The sequence below is a fragment of the Rhizobium sp. CB3060 genome (assembly GCF_025200735.1).
Classification (GTDB): domain Bacteria; phylum Pseudomonadota; class Alphaproteobacteria; order Rhizobiales; family Rhizobiaceae; genus Rhizobium.
Window position 1 is genome coordinate 1 of sequence record NZ_CP104158.1, and the last position, 14,443, is coordinate 14,443.

At 61.2% G+C, this 14,443-nt stretch carries 15 protein-coding genes; 5 read left to right on the forward strand and 10 right to left on the reverse strand.

The window, feature by feature from the left end:
• Both dnaA and N2601_RS00010 read left to right on the forward strand, forming a co-directional pair.
• On the forward strand, positions 1-1,554 hold the full coding sequence (gene dnaA / locus N2601_RS00005; protein ID WP_104821799.1) for a chromosomal replication initiator protein DnaA: 1,554 nt from the start codon (positions 1-3) through the stop codon (positions 1,552-1,554).
• Positions 1,555-1,693: 139 nt separating this feature from the next.
• A complete protein-coding gene (locus tag N2601_RS00010; RefSeq protein ID WP_260303312.1) occupies positions 1,694-2,776 on the forward strand; it encodes a saccharopine dehydrogenase C-terminal domain-containing protein in 1,083 nt (360 codons plus the stop codon).
• 9 nt (positions 2,777-2,785) lie between these two features.
• On the opposite strand, the gene gcvA is transcribed toward N2601_RS00010, so the two are convergent.
• Complete coding sequence (gcvA, locus tag N2601_RS00015; protein WP_104821801.1) at positions 2,786-3,682, reverse strand: transcriptional regulator GcvA; 897 nt, start codon at positions 3,680-3,682, stop codon at positions 2,786-2,788.
• A gap of 156 nt (positions 3,683-3,838) precedes the next feature.
• Between gcvA and N2601_RS00020 the strand changes: the two genes are divergently transcribed.
• Positions 3,839-4,762, forward strand: a complete 924-nt coding sequence (locus N2601_RS00020; protein WP_104821802.1) for a DMT family transporter — start codon at positions 3,839-3,841, stop codon at positions 4,760-4,762.
• A gap of 17 nt (positions 4,763-4,779) precedes the next feature.
• On the opposite strand, the gene hemW is transcribed toward N2601_RS00020, so the two are convergent.
• The 4 genes from hemW to rph are packed head-to-tail and all read right to left on the reverse strand — an operon-like array spanning position 4,780 to position 7,798.
• Entirely contained in the window at positions 4,780-5,958 is a 1,179-nt protein-coding gene (gene hemW / locus N2601_RS00025; protein WP_104821803.1) for a radical SAM family heme chaperone HemW, read from the reverse strand.
• A gap of 34 nt (positions 5,959-5,992) precedes the next feature.
• Complete coding sequence (gene rdgB, locus N2601_RS00030; protein WP_104824965.1) at positions 5,993-6,637, reverse strand: RdgB/HAM1 family non-canonical purine NTP pyrophosphatase; 645 nt, start codon at positions 6,635-6,637, stop codon at positions 5,993-5,995.
• Positions 6,638-6,648: 11 nt separating this feature from the next.
• Positions 6,649-7,062, reverse strand: coding sequence for a VOC family protein (locus tag N2601_RS00035; RefSeq protein WP_104821804.1), 414 nt, complete (start codon positions 7,060-7,062; stop codon positions 6,649-6,651).
• Between the two features lie 19 nt (positions 7,063-7,081).
• Positions 7,082-7,798 (reverse strand): ribonuclease PH, encoded by a 717-nt coding sequence (gene rph, locus N2601_RS00040; RefSeq protein WP_104821805.1) that lies wholly within the window; start codon positions 7,796-7,798, stop codon positions 7,082-7,084.
• Positions 7,799-7,969: 171 nt separating this feature from the next.
• On the opposite strand from rph, the gene hrcA reads away from it, so the two are divergent.
• Positions 7,970-9,058 carry a heat-inducible transcriptional repressor HrcA gene (hrcA, locus tag N2601_RS00045; RefSeq protein ID WP_104821806.1) on the forward strand — a complete coding sequence of 363 codons (1,089 nt, stop codon included), beginning with the start codon at positions 7,970-7,972 and terminating at the stop codon, positions 9,056-9,058.
• A gap of 47 nt (positions 9,059-9,105) precedes the next feature.
• Here hrcA and N2601_RS00050 read toward each other — a convergent pair whose 3' ends face one another.
• Complete coding sequence (locus N2601_RS00050) at positions 9,106-9,540, reverse strand: GFA family protein (protein ID WP_104821807.1); 435 nt, start codon at positions 9,538-9,540, stop codon at positions 9,106-9,108.
• Between the two features lie 221 nt (positions 9,541-9,761).
• Between N2601_RS00050 and grpE the strand changes: the two genes are divergently transcribed.
• Positions 9,762-10,403: a nucleotide exchange factor GrpE gene (gene grpE / locus N2601_RS00055; protein WP_104824966.1), complete on the forward strand. Its 642-nt coding sequence runs from the start codon at positions 9,762-9,764 to the stop codon at positions 10,401-10,403.
• An 85-nt stretch (positions 10,404-10,488) separates the two neighbouring features.
• Here the strand turns inward: grpE and ptsN are convergent, their stop codons facing one another.
• From ptsN to lptB, 4 genes are all read right to left on the reverse strand, one after another.
• On the reverse strand, positions 10,489-10,953 hold the full coding sequence (gene ptsN, locus N2601_RS00060) for a PTS IIA-like nitrogen regulatory protein PtsN (RefSeq protein ID WP_104821808.1): 465 nt from the start codon (positions 10,951-10,953) through the stop codon (positions 10,489-10,491).
• Between the two features lie 88 nt (positions 10,954-11,041).
• Positions 11,042-11,617 carry a ribosome hibernation-promoting factor, HPF/YfiA family gene (gene hpf, locus N2601_RS00065; protein ID WP_104821809.1) on the reverse strand — a complete coding sequence of 192 codons (576 nt, stop codon included), beginning with the start codon at positions 11,615-11,617 and terminating at the stop codon, positions 11,042-11,044.
• Between the two features lie 249 nt (positions 11,618-11,866).
• Entirely contained in the window at positions 11,867-13,426 is a 1,560-nt protein-coding gene (rpoN, locus tag N2601_RS00070; protein WP_260303315.1) for an RNA polymerase factor sigma-54, read from the reverse strand.
• A 194-nt stretch (positions 13,427-13,620) separates the two neighbouring features.
• Positions 13,621-14,409 carry an LPS export ABC transporter ATP-binding protein gene (gene lptB / locus N2601_RS00075; protein ID WP_104821811.1) on the reverse strand — a complete coding sequence of 263 codons (789 nt, stop codon included), beginning with the start codon at positions 14,407-14,409 and terminating at the stop codon, positions 13,621-13,623.
• Between the last annotated feature and the right edge of the window lie 34 nt (positions 14,410-14,443).

Sequence of the window (14,443 nt, forward strand, 5' to 3'; positions counted from 1 at the left end):
ATGCAAATGATTACGAGAACGACGGGTGCGTTGGAGAATGGGGACAATGCACAGCAGGCGTTCAGTGCGGTTTGCCTTGAAGCGGCGGGGGAAAAAGGAGACATGAAGCATAACGTATTGTTCGAGCGTGTCAGTGCACGCTTGAAGGCTCAGGTCGGTCCGGATGTTTATGCTAGCTGGTTTGCACGGCTGAAGCTGCACTCGGTATCGAAGAGCGTCGTACGGCTGACTGTTCCGACGACGTTTCTGAAGTCCTGGATCAACAATCGTTATCTCGATCTGATCACCAACCTGTTCCAGGCAGAAGATGCTGAAATCCTGAAGGTTGAGATTCTTGTGCGCACGGCGACCCGTCATGGTGCGAAGCCCTGTGCGGACGAACATGTCGCGGCTCCAGAGGCGGCTTCGGTGGCGCCGATCCGCCGCCCGGTTGCCCAGCCTGCCGGTCAGGTCGTTGCCCAGACGGTTAGTGCTGCAGCCGCCGCCCGCCCGGCGACCGTGGGCGCGCCGCTGTTCGGCTCGCCGCTCGATTCCCGCTTTACCTTCGATACCTTTGTCGAGGGCAGCTCGAACCGCGTCGGCCTTGCCGCCGCCAAGACGATTGCCGAAGCCGGCTCCGGCGCCGTGCGGTTCAATCCGCTCTTCGTCCACGCGACGGTCGGCCTCGGCAAGACCCACCTTTTGCAGGCGATCGCCAATGCCGCCGTGCAGAACCCGCGCGGGCTGCGTGTCGTCTATTTGACGGCGGAATATTTCATGTGGCGCTTCGCCACCGCCATCCGCGATAATGATGCGCTGACCCTGAAGGACTCGCTGCGCAACATCGATCTCCTGATCATCGACGACATGCAGTTCCTGCAGGGCAAGATGATCCAGCACGAGTTCTGCCATCTGCTCAATATGCTGCTCGACAGCGCCAAGCAGGTCGTCGTTGCCGCCGACCGCGCGCCTTGGGAGCTGGAATCGCTTGATCCGCGCGTGCGTTCGCGTCTGCAGGGCGGTGTCGCCATCGAGGTCGAGGCGCCGGACTACGAGATGCGTCTCGAAATCCTCAAGCGCCGCCTGGATGCCGCCCGTCAGGACGATCCGTCGCTGGAAATTCCGGCCGAACTTCTCTCGCATGTCGCCCGCAATGTGACGGCAAGCGGCCGTGAGCTGGAAGGCGCTTTCAACCAACTGATCTTCCGCCGTTCTTTCGAGCCGAATTTGACGGTCGAGCGCGTCGACGAGCTGTTGGCCCATCTGGTCGGCTCCGGCGAGCCGCGCCGGGTGCGCATCGAGGACATCCAGCGTATCGTGGCGCGTCACTACAATGTCTCTCGCCAGGAGCTGGTGTCCAATCGCCGCACCCGCGTCATCGTCAAGCCGCGCCAGATCGCCATGTATCTGTCGAAGACGCTGACGCCGCGCTCCTTCCCGGAGATCGGCCGCCGCTTTGGTGGTCGTGACCATACGACCGTGCTGCATGCGGTGCGCAAGATCGAGGAGCTGATTTCCGGTGACAGCAAGCTGTCGCATGAAATCGAGCTGTTGAAGCGTCTGATCAACGAATAATCGGCGATATTATTCGCATTTATCCACGGCCGGCTTCATTGCCGGCCGTTTTCATTTATGCGGCTTTTATTCTATAGATGTCTGAAATACGGAATCGGACACCGGCCGGAGGAGGCCGGAGCCGACTGGGAGGATGCCTATGAGTTTTAACAGGATTGCCGTTCTCGGCCTCGGTAAGGTCGGGCGGCTCGCCGCTACATTGCTGCATGAAAGCGGTTTTGCCGTCACCGGTATCGACGCGCGTTTGCCTGCCGAGGCACTGCCTTTCGCCTGCGAGGCGGGCAATGTCTCCGATCCGGCCTTGATCGGCAATCTCTTTTCCCGCGTCGATGCCGTGCTCTCCTGCCTGCCGTTTCACCTGAACGCCGAACTGGCGCGCCTAGCCCATGGCGCCGGCATTCATTACTTCGACCTGACCGAGGATGTGCCGACCACGAACGGCATCATTGCGCTTGCGGAGAGCGCGCGTGGCCTGATGGCGCCGCAATGCGGCTTGGCGCCCGGTTTCGTCGGCATCGTCGGCGCAAGCCTTGCCGACGTCTTTGATCGCTGCCGCTCGATCCGCATGCGTGTCGGTGCCTTGCCGCAGAATCCGACCGGACTGTTGGGTTATGCCTTCAACTGGTCGCCGGAAGGTGTGGTCAACGAATATCTGAATGATTGCGAAGTCATCGAGGGCGGGGTGCGCAAGCTGGTCTCGCCGATGGAATGGCACGAGACGCTCTATGTCAACGGCGTCAAGCTCGAAGCCTTCACCACCTCGGGCGGCCTCGGGACCATGTGCAGCACCATGCTCGGTCGGGTGGAAAATCTCGATTATAAAACAATGCGATATCCCGGCCATATGGAGCTGATGAACTTCTTCTTCCATGAGTTGCTGATGCGCGACCGCCGCCAGCTTGCCGACGAGATCCTGACCGAGGCCAAGCCGCCGGTCGATGACGACGTCGTCTATGTCCATGTCTCGGCCGAAGGAACGATCAACGGCAATCTGCGCCGGCGGGAATTCGTGCGCGCCTATTATCCGATCGAAGTCGCCGGGGAGAGCCGCACCGCCATTTCCTGGACCACGTCGGCCTCCGTCGTCGCCGTTATCGAGCTGGTGCGTGCCGGCCGCCTGCCTTCGACAGGCTTCCTGCATCAGGAGCATATTCCGCTCGACACTTTCCTGGAAACGCGGACCGGCCGCCTGTTCAAGGGTGGCATCACCCATCACGGATGATGCGCGCGCCTATGCCGGCGCCGTCGTGTGCGGGACCTCGGTAAGCAGCCAAGCACGAAAGGCGGCGACGGCCGGCCGCTCCAGCGCGGTTGGCGGATAGACCAGATGGTAGGCTAGCGTGCTGGCAAGCCCCATCGGGAAGGGCGCGACAACAGAGCCCTCAGCCAATTCCCTTTCGATGAAAGAGCGCCGCATCAGCGCGACGCCGAGCCCCGCCTTCATGGCATGGTAGGCGCCGGTGCCGTCGGTGAAGATCGGCCCCCGCATAGCGTCAACCTTGGTTGCGCCCGCCGCCTGCAGCCAGAGCTGCCAATCGCGCCGATAGACATCATGGATCAGGGTCAGGGCGGCCAGCGCGTCGGCCGTGGGTGAGGGGCCGAGGGAGGCAGCGATCTCGGGCGTGCAGACCGGCACATATTCGTCATCGAGCAGCCGCTCGCTCGCCAGCCCTTCATAGCCGCCGAGCCCATGGCGGATGGCGATGTCGATGCCGTCGCGCTGGAAATCCATCATCCTATGTGAGGCGCTGATCCGTAGATCGATCTCGGGATGCGCCTGCTCGAAGCGCATCAGCCGCGGCACCAGCCAGTGTGTGGCAAAGCCGGCAGTGCAGGTGACGGTGAGCACCGTGTCCCGCGCCCGCATTGTCAGCGCCGCCGTCGCTTCTCGCACCAGGCGGAAGGCGGTGCGCAGCGTCGCGAAATAATCCGCACCGTCAGCCGTCAAGGTGAGGCCCCGCGCACGGCGGTCGAAAAGCCGCACACCGAGCGCGGTTTCGAGATCGCGTACCTGCAGGCTGACCGCACCGGGGGTCACATGCAGCTCCCTGGCTGCAATCGTCATGCTCAGATGCCGCGCCGAGGCTTCGAAGGCGCGCAGCGCCGAAAGGGAAGGCAATTGATCCATGACGATTGAGTTCAGCTAAACAATTTTGCGAAAAAGACTCGTTTGCAAGAGCCCTATAATCGCGAGATTATTCCATCAATATCGATGGTTGACAAGAAAGTGCATCCCCGCCGCCATCGAGCCAAACTAATAGACTGGAAAACAGGAGATATCGCCATGGCGCAGAAATCAATGGGCGCGGCGGAATGGGCCATGCTGTTCGGATTGTCGATCCTCTGGGGTGGCTCGTTTCTGTTCAACGGCATCCTGGTACACGAACTGCCGCTCTTCACCATCGTCGCTGCGCGCGTCGCCCTGGCGGCGATCGCCTTGCATGTCATCGTCCGGATGACCGGGCAGGTGATGCCGCACGACCGTCGGGCCTGGGCCGCCTTCTTCGGCATGGGCGTCCTCAACAATGCCATTCCCTTTCTGCTGATCGTCTGGGGCCAGACGCATATTGCCAGTGGCCTGGCCTCCATCCTCAATGCGACGACCCCGCTTTTCGCCGTCGTGGTGGCGCATTTTCTGACGACGGATGAGAAGATGACCGGCAATCGCCTGATCGGCGTTATCGTCGGTTTTGCCGGCGTGGCGCTGATGATCGGCCCGTCGGTGCTGAGCAGCCTCGGTTCGAACGTGCTGGCACAGCTCTCCGTGCTGGGCGCCGCCTTCTCCTATTCTCTCGCCGGCATTTTCGGCCGCCGCTTCCGCCGCATGGGGCTTGCTCCCATTATCCCCGCCGCCGGGCAGGTGACGGCCTCCACGATCCTCCTGCTGCCGCTTGCCCTTCTCGTCGACCACCCCTGGACGCTCGGCATGCCTTCGGCGGAAACCTGGATGGCGCTGGCCGGCCTCGCGATCCTCTCGACCGCGATCGCCTATGTCCTGTTCTTCCGCATCCTGGCGACGGCAGGCGCCACCAACCTGATGCTGGTCACCTTCCTCATTCCCGTCAGCGCCATCCTGCTCGGTGCGCTGATCCTCGGCGAGCAATTGCAGCCGAAGCACTTTATCGGCATGGCGATGATCGCCGCCGGCCTTACGGCGATCGATGGACGGTTATTCGCTTTCACGAGGAAAAACGTGGCGGCGGAGTAGGAAAGACGATTACCGTCTCAGCACGCCAGATCCGCAACCACGGAATCGAGAATCAGCATGCCCGCCGGCGTGCAGCGCAGGCGGGAATTGCCGAGGCGTTCGATGAAGCCGTGCTCCAGCAAGAGCTGCTCGCGTTTCGCATCGGGCTCCCTGCCGGAGAGCTGCTGCCAGCGCACGAGGTCGATGCCTTCTTTCAGACGCAGGCCCATCAGCAGCAGCTCGTCGGCCTGTTCGTCGAAGCCGAGCATTTCCTGTTCGACCATGCCGTGGCCGTCGCGCTCGACCAGCTCCAGCCAGCTTTCCGGCTTCCGCTCGGTGGACGTTGCCAATTTCTTGGGGCCGTGGGACAGCCGGCCGTGGGCGCCGGGGCCGATGCCAGCATAGTCGCCATAACGCCAGTAGGTGAGATTGTGGCGGCTCTCCGCGCCGGGACGTGCGTGGTTGGAGACCTCATAGGCCGGCATGCCCTCGCGCTCGGTGATCTCCTGCGTCGCCTCGTAGAGCAGCGCCGATTGGTCGCCATCCGGCACGATCAATTTGCCCGCCTTGTGCAGCCCAAAAAAGGGCGTGCCTTCCTCGATGGTCAATTGATAGAGCGAGAGGTGATCGACGGCATAGGAGATCGCCTCCTTCAGCTCGCGCTCCCATTCCTCGACGGTCTGGTTCGGGCGGGCATAGATGAGGTCGAAGGACATGCGCGGGAAGATCTCGCGTGCCAGCTTGATCGCCTTCAACGCATCGGCGACGTCATGCAGTCGCCCTAAGAATTTCAGATCGCGATCGTTCAGCGCTTGCACGCCCATCGACACGCGGTTGACGCCGGCGGCGCGATAGCCGCGGAAACGCTCGGCTTCGACACTGGACGGATTGGCCTCCATGGTGATCTCGATCCCTGCAGGCATGTGCCAATATCTGGAAATGCCATCGAGAATCGTGGCAACCGTCTCCGGCTTCATCAGCGAAGGCGTGCCGCCGCCGAGGAAGACGCTGGTCACCGTCTTCGGGCCGCTGATCGCCCGCATCGACGCCATCTCCTTCAAGAAGGCGGCGGCGAAACGCTCCTGGTCGACCGGCTGGTGGCGGACATGGCTGTTGAAATCGCAATAGGGGCATTTAGCGGCGCAGAAGGGCCAATGCACATAAACGCCGAAACCGGGTTCGCCGGTATCGGGCAGCAACGGCGCCTCACGCGTCATATTTTGCGCTTCCAGGGTGTCCACGGGCTTGAGCTTACGCCTCCAGGCAGGTTTCAACAAAGATTTTGAAGGCACGGGCCCGATGCGAAAGGGCCTGGGGTTCACCTGGCTTCCAGCCATGCTTCTGTTCGGCGCTCATCTCGCCGAAGGTCACGTCGTAACCCTCGGGCTGGAACACCGGATCGTAGCCGAAGCCCTGCGTGCCGCGCGGCGGCCAGACGACACGGCCTTCGACTTCGCCGCGGAAGAGTTCGGTGTGCCCGTCCGGCCAGGCAAGGCACAGCACGCTAACGAAGCGCGCCGTACGGCTCTCCGGCGAAGCGGCACCGGCCTCTTCGAGCGCGCTCTCGACCTTCCGCATCGCCATGGCGAAATCGCGGGTACCATCCGGTGTTTCCGCCCAGTTGGCGGTATAGACGCCGGGATTGCCGTCAAGCGCATCGATGACCAGGCCGGAATCGTCCGATAGCGCCGGCAGACCGGAAGCTTGCGCCGAGGCCAGCGCCTTGATCGTCGCGTTTTCCTCGAAGGTCGTGCCCGTCTCGTCCGGCTCGATGAAATTGAGATCGGCGGCCGACTTGGCTGTAAAGCCGAACGGGCCGATCAAATCCTGGATTTCACGGATCTTGCCGGCATTGTGGCTGGCGACGACGATAGTCTTGGTATCGAGCTTGCGCATATCCTGTCCTGTCATAGCCCCCAGATGCGGGGTTCGGCGCATTCCAGGCTGTTGCCGGCCGGATCGCGGAAATAGATCGAGCGGCCGCCATTCGGCCAGTTAAAATCGGCTTCGATGGCGACGCCGGCAGCCTTCAGTTTCTGCGCCATCGCTTCGATATCGTTGCCGCTGACCCGGAAGCAGGCGTGGCCGTGGCCCTTCGTGCCATGCGGCGGCACCGGCAAGGAACTCGATTCCGGCGGCTTCACTGTCTCATGACTGTTGAAGATGAGCAGCACGCCCGGCCCGCAGCGATAAAAGACATGACGGTTGCCGCCGCGCGAAATCTTCTGCAGTCCGAGAACGCCGCCATAGAAGGCCTCGGCTGCATCGAGATCGTCCGCATAAAGAGCGGTTTCCAGAACGCCTTCCATCAACGGGTTCATCGGTTGACCGCCTCTTCGGTCAGGCTATCGCCTGCTTCTGCAGCTCCACCAGTTCGGCGATGCCGTTCTTGGCGAGATGCATCAGGGATGTGAATTCTTCTTCGCTGAAGGGCGTGCCTTCGGCCGTACCCTGGATCTCGACGATGCCGCCGGCGCCAGTCATGACGAAATTGGCATCGGTCTCGGCGGATGAATCCTCGAGGTAGTCGAGGTCGATCACCGGCTGGCCGGCAAAGATGCCGCAGGAAACCGCAGCGATATGATCCTTCAGGACACGGTCGGTCTTGATCATATTGCGGCTTTCCATCCACTTCAGGCAATCGTAGAGCGCGATCCAGGCACCGGTGATCGAGGCCGTGCGGGTGCCGCCATCGGCCTGGATGACGTCGCAGTCGATCGTGATCTGGCGCTCGCCAAGCGCCTGCAGGTCGACGATGGCGCGCAGCGACCGGCCGATCAGACGCTGGATCTCCTGCGTGCGGCCGCCCTGCTTGCCGGCAGCGGCTTCGCGCTTCATGCGTTCGCCCGTGGCGCGCGGCAGCATGCCGTATTCGGCCGTGATCCAGCCCTTGCCGCTGTTGCGCAGCCATGGCGGCGTCTTTTCTTCCAGGCTCGCCGTGCAGAGCACATGCGTGTCGCCGAATTTGACCAGGCACGAGCCTTCCGCATGCTTGGAAAAATTGCGCTCGAACGACACCTTGCGCATCTGGTCGGTTTTTCTGCCTGAAGGCCGCATTCTACTCTCCTGAACGTTATTGACCGCTTCTACGATCCACAGGCGGCTTTTGCAAAGGAAAAGCAGGCGCAAGGGCCTTGTTGTGATGGCCTTGACATTTTTCCCTTTTGCCATTGCTAACTGAATGATTATATTTTGACTAAGGCTCAACAGAACGGGTTTGACAGCGAAATGGGGTTCACGACATCGTCGGTTTCGGATGCCATTGCAGCGCTGGACGAACGCTCGAAGGAAATCTTCCGCCGTATCGTCGAAGGTTATCTTGAGAATGGCGAACCGCTCGGCTCGCGCAATCTTTCGCGCTTGCTGCCCATGTCCCTGTCGCCGGCCTCCGTGCGCAATGTCATGAGCGATCTGGAAGAGCTGGGGCTGATCTATTCGCCGCATATCAGCGCCGGTCGCCTGCCGACGCAGCTCGGCCTGCGCTTCTTCGTCGATGCCTTCATGCAGGTCGGCGATCTCTCCGCGGAAGACCGCGCTACCATCGAACGCCAAGTGCGCGGCAGCAATCGCGATCAGCCGATGGAATCGGTCATGACCGAGGCGAGCCGCATGCTTTCTGGTATTTCGCGCGGCGCCGGACTGGTGATCACCTCGAAGAGCGATCCGGTGCTGAAGCATGTCGAATTCATCCGCCTGGAGCCGACCAAGGCGCTCGCCGTGCTCGTCGGCGACCACGATCAGGTGGAGAACCGCATCATCGAATTGCCGGCCGGCGTTACGTCCTCGCAGCTCACGGAAGCGGCGAATTTCCTCAACGCCCACATGACCGGCCAGACTTTGCCGGAGCTGCGCCGTCAATTGCAGACGTTGAAGGAGAGTGTGCGCCAGGAACTCGATATTCTGTCGCACGAGCTCGTCGAACGCGGGATCGCCGTCTGGTCCGGCGACGGGGATGACGGCAAGCCGACGCAGCTCATCGTGCGCGGCCGCGCCAATCTCTTGGCCGAAGTGGGCGGGGCTGAAGATCTGGACCGGCTACGCCTGCTGTTCGACGATCTCGAAAAGAAGGACAGCCTGATCGAGATTCTGAATCTTGCCGAAAGCGGGCCGGGCGTGCGCATCTTCATCGGCTCGGAAAACAAGCTCTTCTCGCTCTCCGGCTCCTCGCTGATCGTCGCGCCCTATCGCGATGACGACGACCGCATCGTCGGCGCCGTCGGCGTCATCGGCCCGACACGGCTGAACTATGCCCGCATCGTGCCGATGGTGGACTATACCGCCCAATTGATTTCCAGGCTGTCGCGGCCAGGAATTTGACGAAAGCCTCTGGAGAGCGGGCGCCCATTCGAACGCGCAAAGAGCGTTTAATCGGGTAGCAGGGTTCCCGATCCGCCCATCTCCGCCGGCATGTCCTTCTGCTTCGGCAGGCCGTCCCTCAGGTGCAGCACGGTGTTTTCATAATTGACATGAAGCATCGGCTGAAAATCGAGGGTTGGAATGATGGCGGCGTAGACATCGGTCACGCCCCATAAAGGATGTTCGGTCAACAGATGCCCGCCGCAAATCTTGCACCATTTGCGCACGCTCTTTTCGCTTCGCTGGTAGCTGCCGATGTGGTCGGCGCCCTTGGTGACATGCACGGCTTCCGGCGGCCAGAGCGAAAAGGCGTTGACCGGCCCCGCCGACCACTCCCGGCAGGAGTCGCAATGGCAATAACCCATTGCCGCCGGCTCACCACTGACCGTGATTTCCACTGCGCCGCAGAAACATTTACCCGAATGGGACTTGCTGCTGGACATGGACGATACCTCATGTCGTGTTGAAACGGCCCAGACTATACCGGGAAAGGGTCTTCGATAGTAGAAGCCCCAACGGGGGAGGCTCTCTCACCCGATTGGTATCCGGGCAAATATGACCGGATTGCCGGGAAATGCCTGTTCTTCACGACAAAGCCTTGATTTTTTCCGGCCAAACCTCGATATCGGGCACATCAAAAAGACAAAGCAATTCGGAGACCGTCATGACCGACGAAACAACGAAAACCGGACCTGACGCCACGGCGACTGATAATCCCGCGGGCTTTGCGCAGGAGGCTGCGGAAGCCGCGGATGCGGCCCAGCCTTCGCAGCCGGATCCGGTCGAGCTGCTTAGGGCCGAAAATAGCGATCTGCGCGACCGCTATCTGCGCCTTGCCGCCGAGATGGACAATTTGCGCCGTCGCACCGAGCGTGACGTCAAGGACGCCAAGTCCTATTCCGTCGCCAGCTTCGCCCGCGACATGCTTGCCGTGTCGGATAATCTGCGCCGCACGCTGGAAGCCATTCCGGCGGAAGCCCTCGCCGAAGCCGATGCTGGCCTGAAGACGCTGATCGAAGGCGTGGAGATGACCGAGCGCTCTATGCTGTCGGCCTTGGAGCGCCACGGTGTCCGCCAGATCGAGCCGGTCGGCCAGAAGTTCGATCCCAACTTCCATCAGGCGATGTTCGAGGTGCCGAACACCGAAGTGCCGAACAATACGGTCGTTCAGGTGGTGCAGGCCGGCTTCGTCATCGGCGAGCGCGTTCTGCGCCCAGCTATGGTCGGCGTCGCCAAGGGCGGCCCGAAGGTTGCCGAGATTTCCGAGCCGGGCGCCAACAGCCCGTTCGATGAAAAAGACGCTTGATCTTTAAGTCGTCTGTAAAGAAGAAGAGCCGGATGACGAGGTCATCCGGCTCTTCTTTTTTCCGCGTTAAAATTCGAGTCGCTCCTCAGGCAGCGTTGGACGCCTGCTCCTCGTTGAGGAAGGCGTAGATCGCCGAGGCGGATTCGGTGGCGCGCAGCTTGGCGACGAGATCCTGGTCGCGCAGCACGCGGGCAATGCGCGACAGCGCTTTCAGATGGTCGGCGCCGGCACCCTCGGGGGCAAGCAGTAGGAAGACGAGGTCGACGGGCTGGTCGTCCAGCGCCTCAAAATCGACGGGCGCTTCCAGGCGCGCAAAAATACCGATGATGGATTTGATGCTGATGAGCTTGCCGTGCGGAATGGCGATGCCGTTGCCGACGCCGGTGGAGCCCAGACGCTCCCGCTGCAGCACGACGTCGAAAATCTCGCGCTCGGGCAGTCCGGTTATTTTGGAGGCTTTGGCTGCCAGCTCCTGAAGCAGTTGTTTTTTGGAATTTGCCCTCAAGGCGGGGATGATCGCATCTTGGTGCAGCAAATCTGCCAATGCCATTCTCTTTATCCTTCGTGTGGCAGAGATCCGATGACGGAGGAGCGGCGGCCGGCAGACACTGCGCGGGGCCGTCGCTCATCTTCTTTTCTCAGCCCTTGATATTGGCTGCGTCGATCCAGCCAATGTTGCCGTCCTGACGACGGTAAACGATATTCAGATGTTCCTTGCCGGGGCTGCGGAAAAGCAGCAACGGCTCGTCGGTCATGTCGAGCGCCATCACGGCGGTCGCGACGGACATGGTCTTCAGTTGTTTCGTGCTTTCGGCGACGATCGCCGGCGCGAAATCTGCAGGGATTTCATCCTCGTCGTCCGGAACACCGTCCATGACGGTATAGGCGACTTCGGCGAGGCCATTCGTGTGGTTGCCGGCCTGGTGATCCTTGAGCTTGCGTTTGTAGCGGCGCAGGCGCTTTTCGATGCGCTCGGATGCCGCGTCGAAGGCCAATTGCGGGTCCATCGCCTCTCCGGCGGCGTGCAGGACGACGCCACTGTCGAGATGAAGCTTGCAATCGGCTGCGAAGCGGGAACTGGATTTCTGTACCGTCACTTGGCCCGAATACCCCCCGTCGAAGTATTTCGTAACGGCCATACCGATCTGGTCTTCAATCCGTTGGCGGAAGGAGTCACCAATTTCCATATGTTTCCCGGAGACACGCACACTCATGGAGTTTCCCTTCTTGTAGCGGTTATTGGGCGCGCCAGTTTACGCCAAGCCTCAAGCTCATCCAAGCACTTCACGCAGTCAAAGACAAATTGCGTTTGTCAGGCGCCCTGGGGATGGTGGGGATAAGTTCATGGCAGTGATGTCCTGCAACGATTGCGGCGGGCTTCTAGCTCCGCCACATCGGAAAGTCAACTGAATCTTAAGGATCCGTTAGCGGATTCGCAGTCTGCGGTTGAACCTGGGCAATTGCTAGAAGCTGGCGACTTTTGCCAGTGCACGCTTCTCCCGGCGGCGCTGTACCGAGGAGGGGATGTTCATCGCCTCGCGGTATTTTGCAACCGTACGGAGAGCAAGCTCGATGCCGCCCTTCTTTAGCGTATCGACGATATCGTCATCGGAGAGCACCGCGTCCGGGCTCTCATGCGAGATCAGCAGACGGATCTTGTGACGCACGGCTTCGGCCGAATGGCTGTCGCCGCCCTCGACGGCACTGATCGAGACGGTGAAGAAATATTTTAGCTCGAACAGGCCGCGCGGCGTCAGCATGTATTTGTTCGAGGTCACGCGGCTGACGGTCGACTCATGCATCTTGATGGCATCCGCCACGGTCTTCAGATTGAGCGGCCGCAAATGGTCGACGCCGTGCACGAGGAAAGCATCCTGCTGCCGGACGATCTCGCTCGCGACCTTCATGATCGTCTTGGCACGCTGATCGAGGCTGCGCGTCAGCCAATTGGCATTCTGCAGGCATTCCGAAAGGAAGGCGTGATCCTGGCTCGTCTTGGAGACGGAGGCGAAATAGGACTGGCTGACCAGGACGCGCGGCAGCGTATCGGGATTGAGCTCCACCAGCCAGCTTCCGTCGGAGGCCGGGCGCACCACGATATCGGGCATGATGGCCTCGGATATGCCGGTCTCGAAGCCGCTGCCAGGTTTCGGGTTCAACTGGCGGATCTCTGCCATCATGTCGAGCAGATCTTCCTCATCGACGCCGCAGAGCCGTTTCAACGTCGCGAAATCGCGCCGGGCGAGAAGCTCGAGGTTCTGGATCAGCCGTTCCATGGCCGGATCGAAACGATCCTTCTGGCGAAGCTGGATCGCCAGGCATTCGCTGAGAGAACGGGCAAAGACGCCGGGAGGGTCGAGCAACTGCAATGTGCCGAGCACGCGCTCGACGTCCGCAACGGTGGCGCCGAGGCGCTCCGCTGCTTCGCTCAAATCGGCCTGCAGATAGCCGGCATCGTCGAGCTGATCGACGAGGTACTGCGCGATCAGCCGGTCGGCCATGCTGGGCAGGGAAAAGGGGATCTGTTCGTTCAGGTGGTCGCGCAGGGAAACTTGGCCGGCGACGAAATCGTCGAGATCGTAGCTTTCACCGGCTTCGCCGCCGGGCATCGACTTCCACTGGCTGAGCAGTTCCGGCGCATCCGCACGCTGCGGGCTGCCGTCGTCGGGAAAGACATTGCTGAAATTGGTATCGAGCTCGTCGCTCAGCCGGTCGGCATGGCCGGTATTTTCGCTCTCGTACCAGTCGCTGGCGAGATCGCCGCTGTTGCGCTCGAAACCGTCATCGCCCTGGCTTTCCTCCGCCGCGTCGAACCTGTCGTCCTTCGCCTCGCGATCACCGCTGCTGCCTATATCCTCGTCATTTGACGTAAATTCGAGCAGCGGATTCTTCTCGACTTCCTGGGCGATGAATTGGGTGAGTTCAAAATGCGTCATCTGCAGCAACTGGATGGATTGCATCAGTTGCGGTGTCATCACCAGGCTTTGGCTTTGGCGCAGGAAAAGATTGGCCGATAATGCCATGGCGGACGCGAGACTCCCCTTGATCTCTTCGGGAATCTGCGTTCTTCGCTCAAAAAAATCCGCAAAATTCCAACTGGCCCAAAAATTGCTTTTTTATTGGGTTTGGTCAAGCGGAACCGTGATGGGATGGTGAATTTCCGGAGCGCTACGCCCTGTGGTAAGGCATAGAAGCGCCCCGGTTCAACCTAAGCTGTTTAAAGGCTGAAATTGTCGCCGAGATAGAGTTTGCGCACTTCCGGATTGCTGACGATGTCATTGGCCCTGCCATGGGTCAGCACTTCGCCGGCATGGATGATATAGGCGCGATCGATCAGGCCGAGCGTCTCACGGACGTTGTGGTCGGTGATCAGCACGCCGATGCCGCGCGCCGTCAGGTGGTGCACGAGATTCTGAATGTCGGCGACCGAGATCGGGTCGACGCCGGCAAAGGGCTCGTCGAGCAGCATGAAGGTCGGGTCGGTTGCCAGTGCGCGGGCAATTTCCAGGCGCCGCCGCTCACCGCCGGAGAGGGCGATCGCCGGCACCGTGCGCAGATTGCGGATGTGGAATTCCTCCAGCAACTCGTCGATCTTGCGCTCCCGCTTCTTCTTGTCCTTTTCATGGACTTCGAGAACGGCGCGGATGTTTTCTTCCACCGTCAGGCCACGAAAGATCGAGGCTTCCTGCGGCAGATAGCCGACGCCCAGGCGAGCGCGACGATACATCGGCATCGAGGTGACATTGTTGCCATCGATCTCGATCGTGCCTTCATCGACCGGCACCAGGCCGGTGATCATGTAGAAGCATGTCGTCTTGCCGGCACCGTTCGGTCCAAGCAGGCCGACGGCCTCGCCGCGCCGCACGACCAGCGAGACGCCGTTGACGACGCGCCGCGTGCGGTAGGTTTTGGTGAGGCCGCGCGCGATCAGGGTGCCCTGATAACGCGCTTTGTCTCCGGCCGCCGTGCTGGATGCCGCAGTGCTCGATCCGGACGCGCCGGGCAAGGTGGGTGTGGTCGATATCGTCACGAGAAGACCG

Coding starts and splice junctions, on each gene's coding strand:
- dnaA (WP_104821799.1), top strand. CDS start 1: ATGCAAATGATTACGAGAACGACGGGTGCGTTGGAGAATGGGGACAAT.
- rph (WP_104821805.1), bottom strand. CDS start 7,798: ATGCGGCCTTCAGGCAGAAAAACCGACCAGATGCGCAAGGTGTCGTTC.
- rdgB (WP_104824965.1), bottom strand. CDS start 6,637: ATGCGCAAGCTCGATACCAAGACTATCGTCGTCGCCAGCCACAATGCC.
- N2601_RS00035 (WP_104821804.1), bottom strand. CDS start 7,062: ATGAACCCGTTGATGGAAGGCGTTCTGGAAACCGCTCTTTATGCGGAC.
- hrcA (WP_104821806.1), top strand. CDS start 7,970: ATGGGGTTCACGACATCGTCGGTTTCGGATGCCATTGCAGCGCTGGAC.
- rpoN (WP_260303315.1), bottom strand. CDS start 13,426: ATGGCATTATCGGCCAATCTTTTCCTGCGCCAAAGCCAAAGCCTGGTG.
- gcvA (WP_104821801.1), bottom strand. CDS start 3,682: ATGGATCAATTGCCTTCCCTTTCGGCGCTGCGCGCCTTCGAAGCCTCG.
- N2601_RS00050 (WP_104821807.1), bottom strand. CDS start 9,540: ATGTCCAGCAGCAAGTCCCATTCGGGTAAATGTTTCTGCGGCGCAGTG.
- hpf (WP_104821809.1), bottom strand. CDS start 11,617: ATGAGTGTGCGTGTCTCCGGGAAACATATGGAAATTGGTGACTCCTTC.
- ptsN (WP_104821808.1), bottom strand. CDS start 10,953: ATGGCATTGGCAGATTTGCTGCACCAAGATGCGATCATCCCCGCCTTG.
- grpE (WP_104824966.1), top strand. CDS start 9,762: ATGACCGACGAAACAACGAAAACCGGACCTGACGCCACGGCGACTGAT.
- N2601_RS00010 (WP_260303312.1), top strand. CDS start 1,694: ATGAGTTTTAACAGGATTGCCGTTCTCGGCCTCGGTAAGGTCGGGCGG.
- N2601_RS00020 (WP_104821802.1), top strand. CDS start 3,839: ATGGCGCAGAAATCAATGGGCGCGGCGGAATGGGCCATGCTGTTCGGA.
- hemW (WP_104821803.1), bottom strand. CDS start 5,958: ATGACGCGTGAGGCGCCGTTGCTGCCCGATACCGGCGAACCCGGTTTC.